Source organism: Aquicella siphonis, assembly GCF_902459485.1.
GTDB lineage: Bacteria > Pseudomonadota > Gammaproteobacteria > DSM-16500 > DSM-16500 > Aquicella > Aquicella siphonis.
In genome coordinates, this window is record NZ_LR699119.1 from 1,741,692 (window position 1) to 1,764,215 (window position 22,524).

Sequence of the window (22,524 nt, forward strand, 5' to 3'; positions counted from 1 at the left end):
GCCACGACTGCTTTTCCGCAAATTATTTTCCAATTTCCTTCAGGCTTGTTGCCGCCAGCCTGGCCGCCAGTCCACCTATATTTCCTGCGCCCTGCATAAGCAGCACATCGCCGTCCTTCAATTCTTTTTCAAACAGGGACGGCAGCGACTCGTGTCGTTCGACAAATATGGGATCCAGTTGGCCGCGCTTTTTGATCTCGCGCACCAGCGAAGCACCGTCCGCGCCCTGGATATATTCCTCCCCCGCAGGATAAACATCCAGCAGCATGAGTTTGTCCGGCTTGGACAGCACATTGCAAAAGTCCCCAAACAAATCGCGTGTGCGTGTATAGCGGTGCGGCTGATAAACCATGACAAGACGCCGGTCCGGCCAGCTTTCGCGAGCCGCCTGCAGTGTCGCGTCAATTTCCCTGGGGTGATGACCGTAATCATCCACCAGGGTAATTTGTCCGCCCTTGTCCAAAATAAAATCACCATATACTTGAAAACGCCGACCGATACCGGCGAAATTTTCCAAGGCTTCAATAATGGCACGATCCTGGACTTTCAATTCGGACGCGACCGCAATCGCCGCCAGAGCATTCAACACATTGTGGCGGCCCGGCAGATTTAAAGTCACCGGTAACGGCGACTGTCCCTTGGGTCTTTGCACCACAAATTGCGTACGCATGCCGTTTTGAGAATATTTCAATGTCTTGAAATCCGCTTCTTCGGTCATGCCGTAAGTCACGACCGGACGTGACAGCTCAGGCAATATCTCGCGCACAACCGGATCATCCACGCACAAGACTGACAAACCATAGAACGGCAGCCGGTGCAGAAAATCAATGAACGTGGTCTTCAGGCGTTCGAAATCATTTTCATACATTCCCATGTGGTCTTGATCAATGTTAGTGACTATGGAAATCATGGGTTTGAGATATAAAAATGAAGCATCGCTTTCATCCGCTTCCGCGACCAGGTAATGACCGCGGCCCAATCTGGCGTTACTGCCCACACTATTCAGCCGGCCGCCGATCACGAAGGTCGGATCCAGGCCTGCTTCAGCAAGAATGCTGGTCACCAGACTGGTCGTGGTGGTCTTGCCGTGCGTACCGGAAATGGCAATCCCATAACGGAAGCGCATCAACTCACCCAGCATTTCAGCGCGCGGAACAATGGGAATATGCGCGAGACGGGCCGCTTCCAGCTCCGGATTGCGCCAGTCCACCGCGGAAGAACGCACGATGACATCCGCATTCCTGATATTTTCCGCATCATGACCGCGATAGATGATTGCCCCCATGACTCGCAGCCACTGAGTCAATGCATTTTCAGAAAGATCGGATCCGGAAACAGTATAACCTTGCCGCAGCAAGACTTCAGCGATACCCGCCATACCGACGCCGCCAATACCCACAAAATGGACATGCTTAATATGTCCCATCTCAAACATCCAACTCAACGGCAGACCTCCTTAATTAATAACATCGCAAAGTATTTGATAAAACTTCTCAGCGACATTCACTTTACGTAATTGATATGCTGCTTGCGCCATCTCCAGGCATTTCCCGGGAGATTGAGAAAACTGCTTCAAGATTTCCGCCAGCCGGCTTTCAGTTAGTTCAGCTTGCTGAACACATAGCGCGGCGTTATTTTTCACCATGAATTCCGCATTCGCCGTCTGGTGATCATCAACCGCAAACGGAAAAGGAACCAGAATGGCGCCCAGGCCGACCGCGCACAATTCTGCGACTGTTAACGCCCCTGCCCGGCATAATACCACATTTGCCCAAGCATAAGCATTCGCCATATCTTTAATAAATGGTGTAACTTTTGCATCTATGCCCATGGATTCATAAGATTTTTTAGTGGACTCGCAGTGCTTGTCGCCGGTTTGATGCCAGATTTCCGGCTGATCTTCCGGCGCGAGCCGCGAGAGTGCGAGCGGCACCACCGCATTCAAGGCTTGTGCGCCCAGGCTCCCGCCTAACACCAGCAGGCGCAAACGAGGCAGACTGGCAGAAAAACGCTCTTGCGGCGGCGGCAGGGTTTCAATCTCATGCCTGACCGGGTTGCCTACCTCAACCACTTTGGACTGTTGCCGGAAAACCAGGGGAAACCCTTCCAGCACCCGCCGTGAAAAGCGCACCAGCAGTTTGTTTGTCAACCCCGCTTTTGCATTTTGTTCGTGAATGACCAGTGGGCGGCTGCTCAGCCAGCTCGCCACCCCCCCCGGCCCGCTGACAAACCCCCCCATGCCTATCACAGCGTCCGGATTGATATGCCGGATAACGCGCAGGGATTGCCTTACCGCAGCAGTTATTTTGAAGGGTGCGGATAACAAGGTCCTCATGCCTTTCCCGCGCACACCGCCGATAGCAATCAAATGCAGCGGAATATTGGCTTCGGGCACCAGCCGGGATTCCAGGCCTTGGCGGGTGCCCAGCCAATGCACTTCAACACCTTGCTGGTGCAGATATCTTGCCACAGCAAGACCCGGGAAAACATGACCGCCTGTACCGCCGGCCATAATCAACACCCGTTTCAGCGGTTTTATTGGTTTCGTCATTTACTTGATACCCAGCTCAGTTAACCGGTTTTCATGGTCAATTCGCAATAAGACTGCGATCATAATACAATTCACCAGGATGCTGCTCCCGCCATAACTCATCAATGGCAGTGTCAGCCCCTTGGTGGGCAAAAGTCCTGAGTTTACACCAATACTGACCGTAAACTGAATCGCTATCCACAAACCAAACCCGTATGCGAGAAATCCCGCGAAATACCGGCCCAGATGCTGTGCTTGTCTGCCCATCAAGAAAATCCGGACAACCAGGAGCAAAAACAACGCCATGACGATGAACATGCCCACCAGCCCCAGTTCTTCCGCAATCACAGCGAAAAGAAAATCAGTATGCGCCTCAGGCAGATAAAACATTTTCTGAATGCTTTTTCCCAGACCTATGCCCAGCCATCCGCCTCTTCCAAACGCAATGAGGGATTGTGTGAGTTGATAACCCGTATCAAACGGGCGCTCCCAGGGATTCAAAAAACTGGTCAGCCTCGCCAGGCGATAAGGCGCTGAAACAGCGATCACAGCCAGCGCCCCGATGACCAGAGAAAATAATGCCACAAAGTGCCGCAGGCGCATGCCGGCAAGAAACATGAGACCGAGAGCAGTCGTCGTGACTACCACTGTGGCGCCAAAATCAGGCTCCCGCAATAACAGGGTTGCGATTACGCCCAGAATCATCATGGGTTTGACAAAACCGCTTAACTTATTACGGACTTCGTGGTTATGTCTGACGAGATATCCCGCCATGTAAATGACCACCATGAACTTGGTCAACTCAGAAACCTGGAAGGTAAAAGGACCATAACCAATCCAGCGCGCACTGCCATTCACACTGTGACCAACCCCGGGTATCAGTACTAAGGCCAGCATTAGCATGACACAAAGCAGCAAAAAACCGCCCAGTTTTTCCCAATATGAGATATCCAGATGCATGACGATATTGCCCAGCAAAATCCCCAATGTAAGAAAAACCAGTTGTTTGAACAGAAAATAGAAGGGTTGGTGCATTTGTTTGTCGGAGATTTCAATCGAAGCGGACGTCATCATGACCAGACCCAGGACAACGATGCTGATCACCGAAAAAATAAACCATTTATCGTAAAGAGCCGGCGCAACGGCTTGCCGGGCTGCAGAATAGGATCGCACGATCTATTTTCCTCATCAGGCTGGAACCGGTTTTAAACCCTTGCCGCAAAAATAGCGAGTCCTCACCAAGTTCATTCCGTGTTCGCCACCGCGCTTCAAGGCAGTTTTTCAACGATTTCCGTAAATACCTGGCCGCGATGCTCGTAATTTTTAAACATGTCAAAGCTGGCGCAAGCGGGAGAAAGCAAAACGCAATCATCATTGTGCGCATTGGCGGCCGCCTGGCTGACAGCTTCTTCCATCGACCCCGCAAAAGACACCGGCACACTGCCGTTAATCACACCGGCAATTTCCCTGGCGGCTTCGCCTATTAAAACAACGTGCCGGGAATATTGACTGATCGCGGGCATCAATGATTTGAAATCCGCATTCTTGCCTATTCCGCCCAGGATCATGACCAGCTTTCCGCTAATCTCGCTTCCCAGGCCTTCGATGGCAGCCTGTGTCGCACCCACATTCGTACCTTTGGAATCGTTATACCATTTCACTCCATGACGTTCGCGAACAAATTGACAGCGGTGCGGCAGGCCTTTAAAAGTGCGCAAGACATTCAGCATGGATTCGAATGGCAGCCCGAATCCATGCCCTATGGCGAGTGCCGCAAGAGCATTCGCCTGATAATGCTTTCCCATCACCGGAAGTTCGTTAACGGACAAGAGCGGCCGGTCTTCAAAGGCAAGACAGGTTTCATTACCCTGCTGCACAAGACCGAATTCACCCCGGCCGGGGGCATTCAAGGTAAAATGCCATTTCTTTTGCACCTGGGTTTCACGGCATTCAGTCAGAATGTCGTCGCGGTTGCACACCGCGACACGGCAATGCTGATAGACACGGTATTTGGCTCGCGTATATGCGGCCAGATCATCATAACGGTCCATATGGTCTGGCGTGACGTTCAACACGGTAGCGACACTAGGCTTTAGTGTATAAGTCGTTTCCAGTTGAAAACTCGACAATTCCAGAACATAAAGATGAGCAGAGGGACTTCTTGCGAGCAAATCCAGCGCGGGAATTCCGAGATTACCGCCTGCTTCGGCCTGATACCCTGCCGCCTCGGCCATTTTTCCCACCAGTGTGGTGACTGTGCTTTTCGCATTCGTGCCGGTAATTGCAATGACAGGAGCACTGACCGCATGCGCGAATAATTCGATATCTCCGATGACAGGCGTACCGCGCCTGACCTGCTCGGCGATCGCGGGCTCGCGCAAGGCAATTCCGGGACTGAGAATAATGCGGCCTGCCTTGCTCAGCAAAGACGGATCCAGCCCGCCCAAAGCGACCCGCACATCGGGCTCGATACGGTATAATTCTGCAAGGTGCGGCGGATTCGGGCGCGTATCAGTGACCGCGAACTCCACTCCGCATTGTTTCAGGTAACGCGCGCAGGAGAGGCCGGTTGCCCCCAATCCCACAATGACATTTAGTTCAGCTACTGACATACATGAGACTCGTTTTATCGCAGTTTGAGGGTTGCCAATCCGCACAACACCAGAACAAAAGTAATAATCCAGAACCTTACAATAACACGCGGTTCAGGCCAGCCTTTTAATTCGAAATGGTGATGGATGGGAGCCATTTTGAAAATCCGTTTGCCGGTCAATTTGTAAGATCCGACCTGGAGTATCACGGAAACCGTTTCCAGCACAAAGATTCCGCTCATAAGAAAAAACACAATTTCCTGCCGCACGATGACCGCAATGATCCCCAGCGCCGCGCCCAGCGCGAGCGCGCCCACATCACCCATGAACACTTGCGCGGGATAGGTGTTAAACCACAAAAATCCCAGCCCCGCGCCAACCAGCGACCCGCAAAATACGACTATCTCTCCCGCACCGGGAACATAGGGGATGGCAAGATAAGTGGCATGATGAATATTCCCCGTCGCGTAAGCGAACACACCCAGCGCGCCGCTGATCATGACCGCCGGCATGATAGCCAGCCCGTCCAAGCCATCCGTCAGGTTGACGGCGTTGCTGGAGCCCACAATCACAAAATAGGTAAAAATAATAAAGAACGGCCCCATAGCCAGCGACAAGTTCTTAAAAAACGGCATAACGAGCTGGGTCTCGACAGGCAGGCTTGCTGTAAAATACAGATAAAGCGCGGCGCCCAAACCTAATAACGACTGGCAAAGATATTTCTGCCGTGCCGGCATTCCCCGGCTATGTTTCAATACCAGCTTGCGATAATCATCCCAATAGCCGATGGCTCCGAATCCCAATGTAATCATGAGTACCAGCCAGACATAGCGGTTTAAAAGATCGCTCCATAACAGTGTGCTCAACAGGACTGAAATAATGACCAGGGTACCGCCCATGGTAGGCGTCCCCGCCTTGCTAAAATGGCTTTGCGGGCCGTCATCGCGTACAACTTGTCCGACGCGGTGCGAACTCAGGTGGCGGATAATGCCGGGGCCCAGCAGCAACGCCATGATCAGAGAGGTCAGCGTGCCCAGGATCGCGCGCAGGGTCAGATATTGAAAGACATGAAAAACATGGAAATACTTAGCGAGCCACTCGCTTAACCACAATAACATTGACCTTCTCCATACACTGAAATAATACCCTTCTTGATAAAGATCCGGGACAGCCTAAACAGAAGCAACACCTGCGCACGCATTAATCTTTCGCCAGGCACGCTTTCACCTGTTCCACATCATCAAAGGGGATTTTTTCATCGCCGATTTGCTGATAGCGCTCAGCCCCCTTGCCCGCGATTAATACACAATCTTTAGCCGTTGCCCATTGTATACTGTTCTGTATTGCTTTAGAACGATCCATCTCGATGAAAACCCGCTCAGGATGTAAAAATCCACGCATGATTTCAGCAACGATTTCTCCAGGATTCTCATGCCGCGGATTGTCATTGGTAACGATCACCTGATCAGCCCATTCTTCGGCTATTTTTGCCATCAATGGCCGTTTTCCCCGGTCTCTTTCCCCTCCGCAGCCAAACACACACCATAATTTTCCTTCGGTATGCGCCCGCAAAGCTTGCAACACTTTTTCCAGTGCGTCGGGTTTGTGCGCATAATCCACTATGATACGCGGCTGTCCGGGACCACCCAGGGTCTGCATGCGGCCAGGCACGGTCTGCAGACGGGAGAGGCAAGCCAGTGTCTGCTCCAGGGAAATGCCATAAACACATAAGGACGCCAGCACCGCGAGCGCATTACTCAGATTAAATTGACCCATTAGCGGAAGCAGCAGTTCACCTTCACCCCAGGGAGTGCGAACTTCCGCGCGTATGCCTTCAGGCGTCAAGTCTGCGCGCGCCGCATACACAAAAGGAATATCCGCAGGAATGGACAAATGCCGGCGCAAGCCGTAAGCGACAACCGGCTTTTGACTGGCAAGCTCATTAATCCATGCCCGCCCATAAGCGTCATCCGCACTGATAATGAGATGTTTTGTCGATCTATCAGCGAGAAAGCGGCGCTTGACCGCCGCGTAGGTCTCCATATCACCATGGTAATCCAGGTGATCCTGGCTGAGATTGGTAAAAATGCCCAGATCAAATGCCACAGGCCTGATCCTCTCCTGATCTATGCTGTGCGAGGAAACCTCCATGGCGATGGCATGCGCATGACAGTCTGAAAATTGCGCGAGGGTCGCCTGCAGTGTCACTGCATCCGGCGTGGTCAGGCCCGCCGTGCCCAGGGCACCATAAAATCCGCACCCCAACGTGCCTATGATGCCGCACGAGATATCAAGCGACTGCAGGCTTTGAGCGATGAAATGTGTACATGATGTTTTTCCACTGGTTCCCGTCACGCCTATCATGCGCATTTTCTCTGCGGGATACTGATAAAAGCGGGCTGCAAGCCCGCCCAGCTGTTTACGCAGCTGGAACACGGGAATAAAAGGAATGTCCGCCTGCCAGGCAACCGGCAGGTCCTCTTCATCCGCATCCGCCAGAATCGCAGCCGCCCCGCGCGAAACGGCGTCACGCACATAGTCACGCCCGTCCAGCTGCGCACCCTTGACCGCCAGAAACAAGCCCTGTGATTTCACTTGGCGGCTATCCAGGGTCAAGCCGGAAATCTCACGGTCCGCTTCAACGGGAAGAAGATAACAATCTTGCAGCAATTGTGATAAACGCATGAATGGCATTAATCCGGTAAATGAATGATTATATCGTCAATACATGATTCAAAGAAAGTTTGCAGCCTCTCATTGAGCCATGACACACCTCTTCAGTGTGCGCACATTAATTTATCACATTGAAATATCTGATTTTTCAGACTCGTTATCCGGCGGGACATCCAGCAGCCGCAATGCGCCTGACATGATGCGCTGAAAAACCGGGCCTGATACCAGGGCGCCGTAATAATCTTTGCCCATGGGATCATCGATGACCACCGTCACCACCAGCCGCGGATCACTTACCGGCGCAATCCCCACAAATGATGAGATATAACGATGTTTCTCATACCCTCCCTGCCCGGCTTTTTTCGCTGTGCCGGTCTTGCCCGCGACACGGTAACCCGGCACCGAAATCGTATGGGCTGATCCGCCCTTCGCAAAGACGGATTCCAGCAGGATCAGCATTTCTCTGGCTATGACCGGATCCAGGACTTGTTTACCCGTCGGTGGTTTCGCCAATTTCAATAATGAAACAGGCAGTTTCACACCATGATTCGCGAGCACGGAGTAAGCGCGCGTTAATTGCAGAGATGTCGCGGACATGGCGTAACCAAATGAGAGCGTGGCCAAAACAAATGAACCCCATGGATTATGCCGAATCAACATTCCCGTTTGCTCGCCCGGGAAACCCACACCCGTCGCCTCGCCGAATCCCACCCGGTTCAAAACACTCCATAACTGATCCGGCGGCATTGCCAGCACCAGCTTTGCCGCGCCCATGTTACTGGAAACCTGAAGTATCTGAGACAGACTCAGCAAACCGTTATTCTTTTTATCCTTGACAACATTGTGTCCCACCCGCATCCATCCGGGCGACGTGTCGATAATGGAATCCGGTTTAAAACGCCCGCTTTCCAGCGCGCTCGCGATGGTGAATGCCTTAACTGTAGATCCAGGCTCAAAAATATCCGTGACTGCGCGATTGCGATAACTTTCATGTTTCGCACCTTTGCGATTATTGGGATTAAACGACGGCACATTCACCATCGCGAGAATTTCACCTGTTTTCACATCAAGGACTATCGCGGAGCCCGAAGCGGCCTGTTTTTCAACGACACCCGCCAACAATTCACGATAAGCCAGATACTGAATCCGCCTGTCTATGCTCAACACCAAATCCCGGCCCGGCCTTTGGTCCTGTAGTGTTTGAACATCTGAAATCACACGGCCGATCCGGTCTTTGACCACCCATTTTTTACCAGGCTCGCCTTGCAGCCACTCATTGTAAGCAAGCTCAATGCCTTCCTGTCCTTTATCATCAATATTCGTAATGCCGACCACCTGGGCAGTCACTTCACCCTCAGGATAATAACGCCTGTATTCTTCCTGCAAATACACACCAGGTACATTCAGAGATTTGACCTGGGCGGCCGTTTCAGGCGACAGCGACCGCTTCAGATAGACGAATTCACGATTCTTTTTCAATCCATTTTTGGCAATCGATGTAATGGAAAGCGCTTTGACCTGCAGCAACCGGGCAAGATCATCCAGCTGATCGCGAGCGGGCGAAAATTCCTGAGGATTGATCCATGCTGAATAAACCGAAGTGCTGACAGCAAGCGGAAAACCATTGCGGTCAACTATCATCCCCCTGAATGCGGGGGTACTGACCAGTCTCAACACACGCTCGTCCCCTTGATGACGCAAAAAATCCTGACTCAGGATAGAGAGTTCAAAAACGCGCAGGGCCAGTCCCACCACCGCGAGGAGGATGATTGACAAAACAAGATAAAAGCGCCAGGCAATATACGATGGCCGCTCAATGGTTACTGCTGATTGCCGGGTGCTGGACGGGGGCACTGATTTGTTCTTTCAGAAAAGAGGTTATTCATGAATAATCATCACTGATTTATGATCAGGGACAACCATCCCTAGTTTACTTTCTGCAATCCGCTGAATTCTGGCTTGCATCATCCAGGTACTGCGTTCCAATAATAATTGCCCGCGCTGAACATGTAAATGTTCACGCTCGACCAGATTATGTTGATAGGCAGCATGCAGGATACGGGTCACGTGAGTGACGTAGATTATACTGAGCGCTGATAGTAAAACCGCCAGGGCCAGTATCACCACAGTGATTTGCCTGCGTGTCAGAAAATGGGACAAGACCAGGTGACGAGAAATAACGCTTTGATGAACTAAGCGAGCTGCCGCGTTCATGATAGTTTCTCCGCTATACGTAATATGGCACTGCGTGCCCTTGGGTTTTGATGAATTTCCTTTAATCCTGGCTTGATCGGCTTGCCTATGGAACGGAGGCGAGCGTTAAAAAGCGTGCCTTTCACTGGCAAACCCCGGGGCAAATCCTGACCTTTTTCATGCTGCTTGATAAATTGCTTGACGATGCGATCTTCCAGAGAATGAAAACTGATCACGGATAAACGACCGCCTAAAGCCAGAACATCTAATGCCTGCTGCAAGCCCGCCTCAAGATCAGACAATTCCTGATTGACCGCAATACGGATAGCCTGGAAACTGCGAGTAGCCGGATGTTTGTCATGAGGCTTTTGCGGCTTGGGCATGGCCAGCCTGATGATATCTGCAAGCTGTGCCGTCGTTGTGATAGGAGACATCGTGCGCGCTTCCACGATCGCGCGGGCGATACGACGGGAAAATTTTTCTTCACCAAATTGATAGAGCACATCCGCCAGCGATTTCTCATCAACTTGAGCAATCCAGGTCATTGCATCCATACCCTGGCTGGTATCCATGCGCATATCCAGCTTGCCGGATTTTGAAAAACTGAAACCGCGATCAGGGTTGTCCAGCTGGGGAGAAGACACACCCAGATCAAATAAAATACCATTCACTTTGCCGGATACCTGTAAAGCCTCGAGACTGCCGCGCATGCCCGCGAAAGAACCGTGCACGATAGTAAAGCGCGTATCCTGCGCAAAATGTTGTTGCGCATAGGCAACCGCTTCCGGATCCTTGTCAAATGCAATCAATTTCCCCGCGGGACCCAGCCGGTCCAGAATGGCCCGCGCATGGCTTCCCCGTCCGAAAGTGGCGTCTACATAAATCCCGTTCGCGAGTGTGAAAAGATGAGTGACTGCTTCTTCAAGCAGCACTGGAACATGATGGTGAAAAATATCGCTCATACGGCAAGCAGCCATGTTAGTTAGTAAACTCCTTTTACATCACAACGAAATAGATTTCACCTCTTCAGGCAGTGCAGATTGACTTGAATCGGACTCTTCCTGCAGCCAGCGGCTGCGGCTCTCATCCCAATGGGTTTCATCCCACAATTCAAATTTTTTACCCTGCCCCACCAATACCGCGCGTTTTCTCAACCCCGCATATTCGCGCAATAGAGGCGGCAATAGGACACGTCCCTGTCCATCCATTTCCACATCTGTTGCATGCCCGACCAGTAAGCGCTGGATTCGGCGTGCGGCCGGATTAAAACTGGGGAGCCCGGCCAGCTTTCTTTCAATTTCCTCCCACTCAGGCAGTGGATAAACCAGCAGACAGCGCTCTTCGGTATCAATCGTTAATACCACTGCACTTTTACTGTCCAATTGCAGCCGTTCGCGGTATCGGGTTGGCATCACGAACCTGCCCTTCGCATCGATGTTGACCCCAGTTATACCGCGAAACACTGCATTAACCTCCCCGAGAGAGAAATCCCCACAAGGAATAACCCTCACATTCAGAAGCAGCCGAAGATTCCTGTGGGTAATAATGAATATACCACAAATTTCCACAAAACAACACTTTCTGCCACATTGACCCACAAAACCAGCAGCAAGGGGCAAAAAAAAGAATTCCTGTCATCGGCAGACGACTGAAACAAGCATGGTCTATGGATTGATTGTCCGACAGGCGGGAAAATTTTTGAGTCAGCCGGTAAGCCGGGTTCTGTCGGGGGCAATCATTAATCTGGGATGCCTGTCGCCAGGCACCTCATGCAGCCTACCCAAACTCAGCGCGGGTCACGCTATCGAGTTCCTATTTGGCCTTACTCCAGGCGGGGTTTGCCCTGCCGCAACTGTTGCCAGTTACGCGGTGCGCTCTTACCGCACCATTTCACCCTTACCCCGCAAACGCGGGGCGGTATATTTTCTGTGGCACTTTCCGTAAGCTCACGCTTCCCAGACGTTATCTGGCGCCTTACCCTGTGGAGCCCGGACTTTCCTCTCTTCCAGGTGAAAGAGCGATTGCCTGGCTGACTCGGACGTGAGTGTATCACAGGACATGGCAATATTGACCGGATAATTTCCGGCTGCCCGGACACCCGATGGGCCAAGCCGCAGTGATAATCGTGATTCCAGAGACGCTAACCCTGATGAGGATGATCTACAGGCCGAGAAGAGGGAGCAAATTTCTCAAACAGCGACTCGAAGTCTTCGCGCCGGAGTACGGCGGCAACAGCATGAAATAAAGCGGGGTCGCGATGAACTTCCCGGTGTGATTTCTCAATTTCACCATGCAAGCTCCTGCACTCTTGCAATTGACGGGGAGTAATACCATATTCATTCTGCATATGCTCGCCAAGATGCGCGGCCAAAGCGATATCCCTGACAACAGCGTAGTGCCGCAAAAATTGCAGCGCCTCATCCGCGTCACCGAACCGCTCACCTTTCCTTAGTTTGTCACAGCCCGCGTTAACCACTCGAAGAAGCGCATCCATGTCAAAATCTTTTTCGCGCGTTTTTCTTGTGCGAAATTCAATTTCCAGCTGCTGTTCCAGTGTCATGGCCATTTTATTTCTCCTCACGCAATGAAGCCTGGAATTTACTGCGCGCCGCAAATCGTTTGCAAATATCCCGGGTAAAAATATGTATGAATTTTCTTAGATCATCCTGATACCGCGCATCATTCCATTTTTCCTGGACTTGGAAGAAAATGTATTCACGCGCGCAGACATACTTCATTTCCTCCGCCACCTGCTGATGCGATGGATTGAATAAATCCTCTGGCAATGCGTCAATAATTCTGCCAATCACTGCCTCCATCTGCTCCTGAGTGATGCCGAATATGCGCGCCAAATCCCGCTCATTCTGCAAATTGAAAACGGTTTTACACATATCCCGCACAATATTGACAACTTCACTCGCAAATGCCTGCTTTTGAGCCTGCATTTATTGACTCCTCGCATTATTTATCATCTTGAAGACTCATATATTCAGTATACATCATGAACCCGATACGGCTCAGCATCAGGAATACAAATAAAAACAGCAGTTTAGAGTCTTGTTATCCGATCACCCGCACCAGGTCTCCCCCTTGCGGGCTGGCCGCACGGAAGCAAGCCTTTCATGGAAATTCACAGGATCATTTCAGTGATAAAAGCGGAGCGCGCTTCAGACAGGGTAAACCGACTTTAAAAAATGCAGCGCAAGATCGCGGGCAACTTTGTGCTGCCGGTATTTGCCATCCTGCCTGGGCGTAAGCCCAAAACACAATTTCAAAAGTGACAATCTGAATAAATGGAAGCGTGCATGTCTGAGATCCTGTTTCACCAGGGAGGCAACATCCTGGAGCGGATAATGCTTCTGATAAAAAAGCAATTTTCCCGCTTTCTTTTTCCGAATGACTTCCTCACGAGGGTTCCCTTTCTCACTCGCGCTACCCACATGCCTCACCGTCACATTTTCACAATAGCCGATTTCATGACCCGCCTTGCGGATCCGCAGGCACAAATCAGTTTCCTCGCCGTACAAAAAGAAGCTCTCGTCAAAACCGTTTATTTTCTCGAAGACTTCACGGCGCGCAAGCATGCTTGCGCCCAATACTGTCGCGATTTTTCCAGGCAGACTGGAAAAATCGGCACGGGTTTGTTTCTCACGAGGGTAATGATAAAAAACGGTGTGTTCTATCTGACCTTCATCATTCACAATGCGCGTTCCGGCGAGACCGCACTGCGGGTGAGCGTCCATGAACCGGGCAGCATGAAACAGGTTCATTTCATCGGTGCAAACCGCATCCGGATTCAGCATGAAAAGATAGCGTCCGCGGCTCAGCCTGAATGCCTGATTATTGGCCGTTCCAAATCCCTTGTTGTCGGTATTCAGGACCAGTGTGATGTCGTCGCCAAACTGTTTCAGGACGGCGGCACTGTCGTCCTGGCTGTTGTTGTCAACCACGATGATTTCAAAACGAACTTCCCGTTGATTTTTCAGGGATTCAATACACTTTTTCACCAGGGCGGATGTGTTGTAATTCACTACCAGGACAGAGACGTCAATCATAGAATGGGTTCATCATAATTTAGGCTTGCCAAGTATACTGGGCGAACACCCGTCACCGCAAGCCGGCACAACCCGTAAGCTTAACCGCCCTTCTTTGCCAGGGCCATTTCGTACAAGACATTTTTACGCTCACCCGTAATTTTGCTTGCAAGCGCCACCGCCTGCTTAAGCGGCAATTCCTCCAGAAGAATATCGAGAACATTTTCGGGTATGACTTCCCGGGTTTCACTCTGCGATTCGTCCGCGCCCTGCAGCACAATGACAAACTCACCGCGCAACTCATTCTCATGCGTTTCAAAATGCGCGACCAGTTTCGCCAGCGTTTCCGCCAGTACGGATTCATGAATTTTTGTAAGCTCACGCGCAGTGACCGCTCTTCTTTCACCTCCAAACACTTCTGCCATGGCTTTAAGAACAGGAAGCAAGCGATGCGGAGCTTCATAAAAAATCATGGTGCGAGATTCATGCAGCAACAAAGCCAGACGATTGCGCCGCGACTCGGGTTTTGCCGGCAGAAAACCTTCAAATGAAAATTTATCCGTTGGCAGGCCGGCCACGCTTAATGCGGCAATGGCTGCGCACGGCCCCGGCAGCGGCACGACTTTTATTCCACGGGATCTGGCTTCTCTCACCAGATGGTATCCAGGATCACTGATTAACGGCGTACCTGCGTCGCTGACCAGCGCGACCGACTCTCCCTCATACAGGTAATCCAGTATAATACTGAGCCGTTCGCGCTCGTTGAATTCGTGCATGGAAATAGACGGTTTGACGATTGAAAAATGCTTGAGTAATGGGGCAGAATGACGGGTGTCTTCCGCCGCTATCCTGTCCACGGTTTTCAGAACTTCCACTGCTCGCGGCGTCATGTCCTGCAAATTACCAATCGGCGTCGCAACAATATATAATGTGCCTGTACATTTATCTTGCATAACGTATCACTTTACCCGGAAACAAGTTATTGAACCAAAGGAACCATCGCCTGGACGAAAGCCCGCTCTTCTTATCTTAACTGCTATTCATTCGAGAATCCCGGTCAAGAATGGAGTATTTTTGCAGACGTATCAAGAAAAACACCTGCGGCCATGCCGCAGCGGTTCAAAAATGCCGGATAAAACGAGGAGGCTGACTTCAAGGATGATCATGCAAGACATTTCACGCAAAAAACTGGGTCAATTAAAGGAACTGGAAGCCAAACGGTTTCTGCAGGGAAACGGCCTGGCGCTGATAGAACAGAATTACCGCTGTTATCATGGTGAGATTGACTTAATCATGCGCGACCGGGATGATATCGTTTTTGTCGAGGTTCGAAGCCGCCGTCGTCTTGATTACGGCCGCGCAGCCGAAACCGTGAATAAAAATAAACAGACGAAACTCGCCAGGACCGCCATGCATTTTTTGCAAAAGCGAGACTGGCTGTATAAAGTGAACAGCCGCTTTGACATTATCGCCATGCAGAAAGTTGACGGCGAATGGCAGCTGGAATGGATCAAGAACGCTTTTTTTTCAGGGATTTGAACAGCAATAGAGTATACAAATTATGAACAGCATAATAGAGCGGATTCGTGGCAACTTTACCGATAGCATACAGACAAAAATCAATTCGGCTGACGCCATCATTAACATTGTGGCGGAAGCCAGCGAAGAAATCGTGCAAGCCCTGCTGGAAGGCCACAAGATTCTCAGCTGTGGCAACGGCGGTTCCGCCTGCGATGCCCTGCATTTCAGCTCGGAAATGCTGAACCGCTTCAAGCAGGAACGTCCCGGACTGCCTGCCATCGCGCTTAGCTCGGATATTCCCACGCTGACAGCCATTGCAAATGATTACCACTTCAGCGATGTATTCGCCAAACAGATCAGAGCCATAGGGCAGCCGGGCGACTTGCTGCTCGCCATTTCAACCAGCGGCAATTCTGCGAATATTGTGAACGCCATCAAGGCCGCGCATGATAAAAACATGGGGGTTATTGCATTAACCGGATATGATGGTGGTAAAATAGTCGACCATTTACAAGAAAAAGATATTGAAATTCGTGTGCCCGCGTATGATACAGCCCGAATTCAGGAAACTCACATATTAATCATCCATTGTATTTGCGATATTGTTGACTTTCGATTATTTGGTCACGGAGAAGTAATAACATGAATAAATTGTATAAACAGATTCTCGTCATCCTGAGCCTCGCGTTAAGCCTGCAAGGGTGCATTTTTGTCGCCGGGGCAGCCGCCGGCGCGGCCGCCATCGCGGTCGTGTACGATCACCGCACCATAGAAAAAACACTGCAGGACACGGACATTTCCAATAAAATCGCTGACCGTATCAGAAAAGTGCCTGCGCTAAGGAATGAGAGCCATATTGAAGTCACCGTATTCAACAAAGTGGTGCTGCTTTCGGGAGAAACACCCAATCCATCCTGGAAGCAACAGGCCGAGGACATTGCCAAATCCGTGCCGGATGTCACCCGTGTTTATAATCAAATCACCATACAAGGGCCGACTTCCTCCTTGACCCGCACCAGCGACTCCTGGATCACAACCAAGATCAAGGGGCTGATGCTGGCGACTGAAGACTTGAAATCCAGCAGCATCAAGGTGCTGACTGAAAATGGCGTCGTTTATTTAATGGGAATCGTCACCCGCCAGCAGGCAGACATTGCCGTCGATATCGCAAGACAGGTTTCCGGCGTGCAAAAAGTGGTGAAGATATTCCAGTACAAAAAGTAAATAAGACTTTGTCACAGGGGAAATTGTTTTCCCCTGTGACTATTCCCGCCGGTATTTTCATTTAAACATCATTGCAACACGGTGCCAGCCTGGGGCATATGGATTGCTCCCCGCATTCTTTTTTAAACATGATCGGGGTTATTTCTTCTCGAATATTCTTCCAATACCGATGCAATATCTTCATAACTGATAGGCTTGGGAATCATATGATTCATGCCGGCGTCAATTGCCTGTTGGCGGTCGCGCTCGAGTATATGCGCGGTCATGGCAACCACGGGAACCCGGACCAGCTTAGGAATGGCGCGCAGCTTGCTTACAATATCAAATCCGCTAATATCCGGCAGTCCCACATCCATGAAGATAATATCGTAATGGATTAAATCGCCTATTCTCTCCATGACTTTCTGGCCATTATCGACGATATCAACCCTGCATCCAAAATCTTCCAGCATCACTTTGGCGATTTTCTGGTTAATAACATTATCTTCCACCAGCAGGACATGCATGGGATATTGCGGCAAGGCCGACGCTTGCAGTTTAATAGCAGGATCAGGTTTCTGCACTTTCTCTTCACTGCCCGGCTGCAGCTTCAAATGCAGAGTAAAGCGGAATTCCGATCCTTTTCCATATTCGCTATTCACCTGGATTTCCCCGCCCATGGTCTCCACCAGTTGTTTGGTGATGGCGAGTCCCAGACCGATTCCACCATGCTTGCGATGATAAATCGAATCAATCTGGCTGAACTTTTCAAAAATGCTTTCAAGTTTTTCCCGCTTGATGCCTACGCCTGTATCAGTCACGCTTATTTCAAATACCGCTTTGTTCTTCGTCTTTTTCCTGCAATTGACCAGAACCTTGATATAACCCTGTTCGGTAAATTTCAGGGCGTTTCCCAGCAGATTCAGCATCACCTGCTTGACCCGGTTCGCGTCACCAATCACAGCGTTGCAGTCTTCCGCCCGATAATCCAGCATCAAATCAATATTTTTTTCGCGCGCCTGATATTGCAGGCTATGCACAATTTGAGAAATCAGACGATGAAGATCGAAAGGATCATTTGAAAAAGACAACTTGCCCGCTTCCAGCCGGGCAAAATCCAGAATGTCGCTGACCAGAGACAGCAAACCGTTACCGGCATTACTGATGATATCAACATACTCATCCAGATCGGGCGGCAGACCCCGGGTTTTCAGGATTTGCGCCATGCCCAGGATGGCATTCAAAGGAGTGCGCAATTCATGGCTGATCATGGCCAAGAAGTCAGACTTCGCCTGGTTCGCGACTTCGGCACGCTGCATGGCCTCACGGAGTTTTTTCTCATGCAATACTTCCTTGGTGATGTCTTCCGCGATGCCCGCAAAGCCAATAAATTTGTTATCTTCATTCTGAATAGGGAAGCTTGTATCCTTTATCCAGCGTATTTCACCTTCCGGTGTGAAAATCCTGTAACGGTATTCATATTGGACATCCTGACCCATCTCTTCAAGTGTTTCAAAACGGGCGACATTTGACGCTTTTTCCCGGTCTTCAGGATGCAGCGTATCCAGCCAGGAATCAGGATTCGCATATAAACTTTCCCGGCTTCTTCCCCACACCTTCTCATAGCCCGGGCTAAGATATAATTGTTTGTTGCATGAATCGTCTCGGGCCCAAAACACGGCATGAATTTTTTCAGCAAAAAACCGGAAGAATTTGCTGGCCTGCTCCAGTTCAGCCAAACGCAGCTTTTCAACCGTGACATCTTTTGCGACACCCGCAAATCCGATCAAATGCTGATTGGTATCAAAAATTGGAAAGTTCACTTCCTCGATTCGACGCAGCTCACCGTCTGGCCGGATGATCCTGTATGCCAGAGAATAACTGCGTCCTTCAACCGGATTGAGCCTGATCAAATCCTGGCCATTCTCTACTCTCTCCCTATCCTTGGGATGTACTGTTGTCAGCCAGGACTCACTATTCTCATATAAGCTTTGGCAGGTTAACCCCCATACCTGTTCATAAACCGGACTGATATAGAGGTGCGTTTTATAATCAACATCCCGAATCCAAAATACATCCTGGCTGCATTCAGCTAATTTATAAAAGTACTTCCCCAGGTTTAAAATATTGGAATCTGATAATGATTTCATAGCATTAATGGCCTGTTTCATATGTAATTATCAAGCCTGATGTAGTATATTCGAGATTATCTTATCATCAGACGCCTACAAAGCAAAAACACGAGGGCTCTTAGTATGCTTCACCGAAAAACCGTCCAACCGCAGGCGGCGCAAAAAAGCTTGCTCCTCCTGGAAAAACACTATCCCGATACTGGCAGCAATCATCGCAGTGTGGCCGTGGAGATTACCGGCTCCATAGACATCACTCTTTTGAGAAAAGCCATGGCGGCTGTGATCGCCCGGCATGAAATGCTGCGCGCCACCGTGCAAATGAATTCGGACGGCCCGGTGTTCAATATCACCCCTGTCAGTGATCTTACATCACATTCTGACTGGCCCTTACGCTACCTGGATAGCACTCAAATCGCCCATTCATCCTCTGAGGTTATTTCCGTGCCCACCGTCTCCCCCCGAGTAGAAAATCTGCGGGATACGCTCACCAGCCTGCGCGCGGAAGATTTCATTGATGGCAAGTTTGATCTGGCCCATGGGCCCTTGTGGCGCTCCGTGCTGATCAAAGTCGGCCCTGACAAATATCACTTTGCCATGATGTTCAATCACGTCATGATTGATGAAGGTTCCATTGGCGTCATATTCAGGGATTTGTCGGCATGTTACAATGCTTATCTTGACAATGTCACTCCCGCACTGGACCCCATCCCCTCTCTCCTGGAACTTGACTTTTCCTTGCCTTTGTCCGAACAAAGCAGCCGGTTGCTCTACTGGAAACAACGCCTCGCTGATCTCTCATCTCTTAATCTGCAAACAGATTATTCTCCCAGGCAATCCTTCCGGTTCACGGGAAAACGCATGCATTTCACCCTGAACACGGATACGGTCAAAAGGCTGAGTCTGCCGCCGGAATTCCAGGGTTTTTCCCATAACCAGATTCTGCTTGGCGTCTTGTATTCTCTTCTTTACCGCTACAGCGGAGAATCGGATATATGCATAGGAATTACTTCATCCAACCGCAGACATCAGTGCGTGGATGCGCCAACCGCGGAAAAGCTGGTGAACTGTTTTTTTAACAGCATGCCGCTGCGGCTTTCATCAACTAAAGAGGCGTCATTTATTGAATTGCTTGCCCAGGTCAAATCAAGCATTAGCAGCGGATTAAAAAACCAGTTGCCGCTGGATATGGTTTTCCAGCACGCCGTAAGCGCAGAATCCAAAAGCGCATTGCGTACAGCAATGCCATTTAACGTCATGCTGGTACTCAATCAGCCCAAACCAACTCTGACATTGCGGCATACTTTTGCAACCCCGCCTGTGGAACTGGATTTAGGTCGTTGCAAATTTCCTTATTTTGCAATCAACCTGGATATGATTGACACAGGCGAAGGCGCACTCTATCAATGCTGCATCGAATATAATACGGATTTATTCAATGATAAGACTATTGAGCGGCTGATAGGACATTTCCAGAAAGCCATTGAATATTTCACCCAGAATCCAAACGGCAAGATCAGCGCGGCCCCATTACTCCTTGAAGAAGAAGTGCAGCTGCTGGACAAGCTTAATGCCACTGTCACACCCCCAGTCACGAATTTGCTGGTTCCCGATTTTTTCCATCAACAGGCTCTTGCCTGTCCGGACAAGACCTTCATTGTCTTTCATCCCAAAGAGGGAGAAGCCGTCAAATTGTCCTATCAGGAAGTTGACAAACAGACAACCCAGCTTGCCAATTTTCTGAAATCCCGTGGAGTCGGGCCCGGGGTGCCAGTCGGCATTTCACTGACCCGGTCACCCAACCTTCTGATCGCCATGCTGGCTGTTTTAAAAGCTGGCGGCACCATCGTGACCCTGGAAACTGAAACATGTCCCGCGTTACTTCACAAGATAGGAAACACAAAAACATCAATCATTTTGGCCGATAATCAGACCGCACCGTTATTCGAAAACATTTGTCTGCCTATTAATCTGGAATCCGGACCGACGCGCGACCAGATCAGCCAGGAAAGCGATCAATACCATTCTCCCACCGAATACGGCGGTGTTGCTCCGGCCCTCACGCCCGGCGATCCTGCCTATATCATGTATACATCTGGAACCAGCGGTGAAAAACCCGAACCCAAGGGCGTCGTACTTTCGCATGCGGGATTTGCCAATCTGATGAATGCCCTGTTTGAACAAGATATCCAGCACGGGAGCAAGGTCATTTGCACAGCCTTGCCAACTTTCGACGCTTTTTTATACGACGTGCTTTGCGCCATGATTTCCCGGGGCGAGCTGCATTTGACATTTGAAAGCGGCCGTTATTCCCCCAGGGTACTGGAAAGTATCATACGAAAACACCAGATCAATTTTGGTGTATTTTTACCCAATCTACTCAGCCTGCTCAATCCCGATCTGCCATTGACTGATGTCACCAGCATGGGCGCTTCGCCTCATGAAGACATTCTGACCACCTGGTGTAATGCAAATATCCACAGAAAAGTCCGTAACGGCCTAGGCCACACAGAAACAGGCATCTGCCTGTCATTACACACTTACCGTCCCGGCACAGATCATACCATCATTGGACGTCCGGTGCGTAACATGCAGATTTTCATTCTGAATCCCAATGATTTTTCCTTATGTCCTCTGGGTGTGCCGGGCGAAATATATGTCGCAGGGCCAGGCGTTGCCATTGGTTACCTTGACAATGCCGCCCTGACCCAGGAAAAATTTCCAGTCATGGTTTATGACTCTGTAAAACGTGTCTTTACTCCCAGCCAGGACACATCCAGTCCCGGCGCGGTCAGATTGTACGCGACAGGGGATTACGGGTGCTATCAGCTGCAGCCTGGAAATGGCCATATAGACACCGTCGTGGTCAAATTCATGGGACGTCAGGACAGGCAATTAAAAATCAACGGAGTCAGGGTTGAACTTGATCTGGTAGAATCAGTGCTTCGCAGCTTGCCATTCATTAAGGATGTGGTGGTTCTGCCAAACCAGGGGCTTACCGGTTTGACCGCTTACCTGGTACCCACGAACTCTGAAGAATCTGCGGAACATGTCATACGCAAGGTAAGGAAATTCCTTCCCACTACCTTGCTGCCCTCGGCAGCTTATCCGAAATCCCTGACTGTCCTCAAGGAATTTCCGGTTACACAAAACGGTAAAGTGGATATACGGACATTAGCCGCGGCAACCACATCGTCAATTGTTGTGGAAGAGCAACCCATAACAGATTTGCAGGCTGAATTACGCAAGATTTGGTCAGAAATACTGCAAAAACCGATTTCAGAGATAAATATACACCAGTCATTCAAAGAATTGGGCGGAGATTCATTTTCGATGTCATCCCTGGAAGTCGTACTGACTAAAAAATACAATCCGGATTCCCAAGACCTGGATATCAATTTTCTGACTTATCATATGACCATCGCCAAGTTGGCCGAAAAAATTGAATCAATGCTGAAGCCCAAAGCAGATCCGATTCTCCTCCAGCCCGGAGCCATGATTGTTGGTCAGACAACTCTGCTTTTTAAACGTCGCACGGGTAAAACGGGTTCGCCGCCGCATAGCCCTGGTACCTCAAACGTAGGCGATACAGCAAGCGAAACCTATAAACCTGAACAGTTGAAATTATCGCAGTAATAAGCTACACAAGT

At 50.2% G+C, this 22,524-nt stretch carries 19 protein-coding genes and 1 other RNA gene; 4 read left to right on the forward strand and 16 right to left on the reverse strand.

Annotated elements, in window-relative coordinates; all coding sequences use genetic code 11:
- Positions 1 to 22: 22 nt before the first annotated feature.
- The 15 genes from murC to rsmI all read right to left on the reverse strand — a co-directional run bounded on the left by murC (position 23) and on the right by rsmI (position 14,974).
- Positions 23 to 1,426, reverse strand: a complete 1,404-nt coding sequence (gene murC / locus AQULUS_RS08140; protein ID WP_197737305.1) for a UDP-N-acetylmuramate--L-alanine ligase — start codon at positions 1,424 to 1,426, stop codon at positions 23 to 25.
- 30 nt (positions 1,427 to 1,456) lie between these two features.
- Complete coding sequence (murG, locus tag AQULUS_RS08145) at positions 1,457 to 2,551, reverse strand: undecaprenyldiphospho-muramoylpentapeptide beta-N-acetylglucosaminyltransferase (protein ID WP_148339565.1); 1,095 nt, start codon at positions 2,549 to 2,551, stop codon at positions 1,457 to 1,459.
- Positions 2,552 to 3,703, reverse strand: a complete 1,152-nt coding sequence (ftsW, locus tag AQULUS_RS08150; RefSeq protein WP_148339566.1) for a putative lipid II flippase FtsW — start codon at positions 3,701 to 3,703, stop codon at positions 2,552 to 2,554. It lies immediately after the preceding gene.
- Between the two features lie 95 nt (positions 3,704 to 3,798).
- A complete protein-coding gene (gene murD, locus AQULUS_RS08155) occupies positions 3,799 to 5,142 on the reverse strand; it encodes a UDP-N-acetylmuramoyl-L-alanine--D-glutamate ligase (protein WP_148339567.1) in 1,344 nt (447 codons plus the stop codon).
- Between the two features lie 14 nt (positions 5,143 to 5,156).
- Entirely contained in the window at positions 5,157 to 6,239 is a 1,083-nt protein-coding gene (mraY, locus tag AQULUS_RS08160; RefSeq protein WP_148339568.1) for a phospho-N-acetylmuramoyl-pentapeptide-transferase, read from the reverse strand.
- Positions 6,240 to 6,321: 82 nt separating this feature from the next.
- Positions 6,322 to 7,806 carry a UDP-N-acetylmuramoyl-L-alanyl-D-glutamate--2,6-diaminopimelate ligase gene (locus tag AQULUS_RS08165; RefSeq protein WP_148339569.1) on the reverse strand — a complete coding sequence of 495 codons (1,485 nt, stop codon included), beginning with the start codon at positions 7,804 to 7,806 and terminating at the stop codon, positions 6,322 to 6,324.
- A gap of 114 nt (positions 7,807 to 7,920) precedes the next feature.
- Positions 7,921 to 9,648, reverse strand: coding sequence for a peptidoglycan D,D-transpeptidase FtsI family protein (locus tag AQULUS_RS08170; protein ID WP_232051863.1), 1,728 nt, complete (start codon positions 9,646 to 9,648; stop codon positions 7,921 to 7,923).
- A gap of 24 nt (positions 9,649 to 9,672) precedes the next feature.
- The gene (gene ftsL, locus AQULUS_RS08175) at positions 9,673 to 10,008 is read right to left on the reverse strand and encodes a cell division protein FtsL (RefSeq protein WP_148339570.1); all 336 of its coding nucleotides are present in this window, start codon (positions 10,006 to 10,008) and stop codon (positions 9,673 to 9,675) included.
- Entirely contained in the window at positions 10,005 to 10,964 is a 960-nt protein-coding gene (rsmH, locus tag AQULUS_RS08180; protein WP_232051864.1) for a 16S rRNA (cytosine(1402)-N(4))-methyltransferase RsmH, read from the reverse strand. The genes ftsL and rsmH overlap by 4 nt, the downstream gene beginning before the upstream one ends.
- 24 nt (positions 10,965 to 10,988) lie before the next feature.
- On the reverse strand, positions 10,989 to 11,450 hold the full coding sequence (mraZ, locus tag AQULUS_RS08185; RefSeq protein WP_148339572.1) for a division/cell wall cluster transcriptional repressor MraZ: 462 nt from the start codon (positions 11,448 to 11,450) through the stop codon (positions 10,989 to 10,991).
- A gap of 232 nt (positions 11,451 to 11,682) precedes the next feature.
- Positions 11,683 to 12,024, reverse strand: an RNA gene (rnpB, locus tag AQULUS_RS08190) — RNase P RNA component class A.
- A 103-nt stretch (positions 12,025 to 12,127) separates the two neighbouring features.
- Positions 12,128 to 12,553, reverse strand: coding sequence for a hypothetical protein (locus tag AQULUS_RS08195; protein ID WP_148339574.1), 426 nt, complete (start codon positions 12,551 to 12,553; stop codon positions 12,128 to 12,130).
- A 1-nt stretch (position 12,554) separates the two neighbouring features.
- Positions 12,555 to 12,932 carry a hypothetical protein gene (locus AQULUS_RS08200; protein WP_148339575.1) on the reverse strand — a complete coding sequence of 126 codons (378 nt, stop codon included), beginning with the start codon at positions 12,930 to 12,932 and terminating at the stop codon, positions 12,555 to 12,557.
- Positions 12,933 to 13,154: 222 nt separating this feature from the next.
- Positions 13,155 to 14,042, reverse strand: a complete 888-nt coding sequence (locus AQULUS_RS08205; protein ID WP_148339577.1) for a glycosyltransferase family 2 protein — start codon at positions 14,040 to 14,042, stop codon at positions 13,155 to 13,157.
- An 80-nt stretch (positions 14,043 to 14,122) separates the two neighbouring features.
- A complete protein-coding gene (gene rsmI, locus AQULUS_RS08210) occupies positions 14,123 to 14,974 on the reverse strand; it encodes a 16S rRNA (cytidine(1402)-2'-O)-methyltransferase (protein ID WP_148339580.1) in 852 nt (283 codons plus the stop codon).
- A gap of 211 nt (positions 14,975 to 15,185) precedes the next feature.
- Here rsmI and AQULUS_RS08215 point away from each other — a divergent pair, with 211 nt between their 5' ends.
- The 3 genes from AQULUS_RS08215 to AQULUS_RS08225 are packed head-to-tail and all read left to right on the forward strand — an operon-like array spanning position 15,186 to position 16,766.
- The gene (locus AQULUS_RS08215; RefSeq protein WP_148339582.1) at positions 15,186 to 15,560 is read left to right on the forward strand and encodes a YraN family protein; all 375 of its coding nucleotides are present in this window, start codon (positions 15,186 to 15,188) and stop codon (positions 15,558 to 15,560) included.
- A gap of 22 nt (positions 15,561 to 15,582) precedes the next feature.
- Positions 15,583 to 16,188, forward strand: a complete 606-nt coding sequence (locus AQULUS_RS08220; protein WP_148339584.1) for a phosphoheptose isomerase — start codon at positions 15,583 to 15,585, stop codon at positions 16,186 to 16,188.
- Positions 16,185 to 16,766 (forward strand): BON domain-containing protein, encoded by a 582-nt coding sequence (locus AQULUS_RS08225; protein ID WP_148339586.1) that lies wholly within the window; start codon positions 16,185 to 16,187, stop codon positions 16,764 to 16,766. The genes AQULUS_RS08220 and AQULUS_RS08225 overlap by 4 nt, the downstream gene beginning before the upstream one ends.
- 122 nt (positions 16,767 to 16,888) lie before the next feature.
- Here AQULUS_RS08225 and AQULUS_RS08230 read toward each other — a convergent pair whose 3' ends face one another.
- Complete coding sequence (locus tag AQULUS_RS08230; protein WP_172622787.1) at positions 16,889 to 18,895, reverse strand: PAS domain-containing hybrid sensor histidine kinase/response regulator; 2,007 nt, start codon at positions 18,893 to 18,895, stop codon at positions 16,889 to 16,891.
- A gap of 105 nt (positions 18,896 to 19,000) precedes the next feature.
- Between AQULUS_RS08230 and AQULUS_RS08235 the strand changes: the two genes are divergently transcribed.
- Complete coding sequence (locus tag AQULUS_RS08235) at positions 19,001 to 22,510, forward strand: non-ribosomal peptide synthetase (RefSeq protein ID WP_148339590.1); 3,510 nt, start codon at positions 19,001 to 19,003, stop codon at positions 22,508 to 22,510.
- Positions 22,511 to 22,524 lie beyond the last annotated feature (14 nt).

Excerpts from the sequence above, each read along its gene's own strand:
- murC (WP_197737305.1), bottom strand. The coding sequence starts at position 1,426 with ATGGGACATATTAAGCATGTCCATTTTGTGGGTATTGGCGGCGTCGGT.
- murG (WP_148339565.1), bottom strand. The coding sequence starts at position 2,551 with ATGACGAAACCAATAAAACCGCTGAAACGGGTGTTGATTATGGCCGGC.
- murD (WP_148339567.1), bottom strand. The coding sequence starts at position 5,142 with ATGTCAGTAGCTGAACTAAATGTCATTGTGGGATTGGGGGCAACCGGC.
- mraY (WP_148339568.1), bottom strand. The coding sequence starts at position 6,239 with ATGTTATTGTGGTTAAGCGAGTGGCTCGCTAAGTATTTCCATGTTTTT.
- AQULUS_RS08165 (WP_148339569.1), bottom strand. The coding sequence starts at position 7,806 with ATGCGTTTATCACAATTGCTGCAAGATTGTTATCTTCTTCCCGTTGAA.
- ftsL (WP_148339570.1), bottom strand. The coding sequence starts at position 10,008 with ATGAACGCGGCAGCTCGCTTAGTTCATCAAAGCGTTATTTCTCGTCAC.
- rsmH (WP_232051864.1), bottom strand. The coding sequence starts at position 10,964 with ATGGCTGCTTGCCGTATGAGCGATATTTTTCACCATCATGTTCCAGTG.
- AQULUS_RS08195 (WP_148339574.1), bottom strand. The coding sequence starts at position 12,553 with ATGGCCATGACACTGGAACAGCAGCTGGAAATTGAATTTCGCACAAGA.
- AQULUS_RS08200 (WP_148339575.1), bottom strand. The coding sequence starts at position 12,932 with ATGCAGGCTCAAAAGCAGGCATTTGCGAGTGAAGTTGTCAATATTGTG.
- AQULUS_RS08205 (WP_148339577.1), bottom strand. The coding sequence starts at position 14,042 with ATGATTGACGTCTCTGTCCTGGTAGTGAATTACAACACATCCGCCCTG.
- rsmI (WP_148339580.1), bottom strand. The coding sequence starts at position 14,974 with ATGCAAGATAAATGTACAGGCACATTATATATTGTTGCGACGCCGATT.
- AQULUS_RS08215 (WP_148339582.1), top strand. The coding sequence starts at position 15,186 with ATGCAAGACATTTCACGCAAAAAACTGGGTCAATTAAAGGAACTGGAA.
- AQULUS_RS08220 (WP_148339584.1), top strand. The coding sequence starts at position 15,583 with ATGAACAGCATAATAGAGCGGATTCGTGGCAACTTTACCGATAGCATA.
- AQULUS_RS08225 (WP_148339586.1), top strand. The coding sequence starts at position 16,185 with ATGAATAAATTGTATAAACAGATTCTCGTCATCCTGAGCCTCGCGTTA.
- AQULUS_RS08230 (WP_172622787.1), bottom strand. The coding sequence starts at position 18,895 with ATGAAATCATTATCAGATTCCAATATTTTAAACCTGGGGAAGTACTTT.
- AQULUS_RS08235 (WP_148339590.1), top strand. The coding sequence starts at position 19,001 with ATGCTTCACCGAAAAACCGTCCAACCGCAGGCGGCGCAAAAAAGCTTG.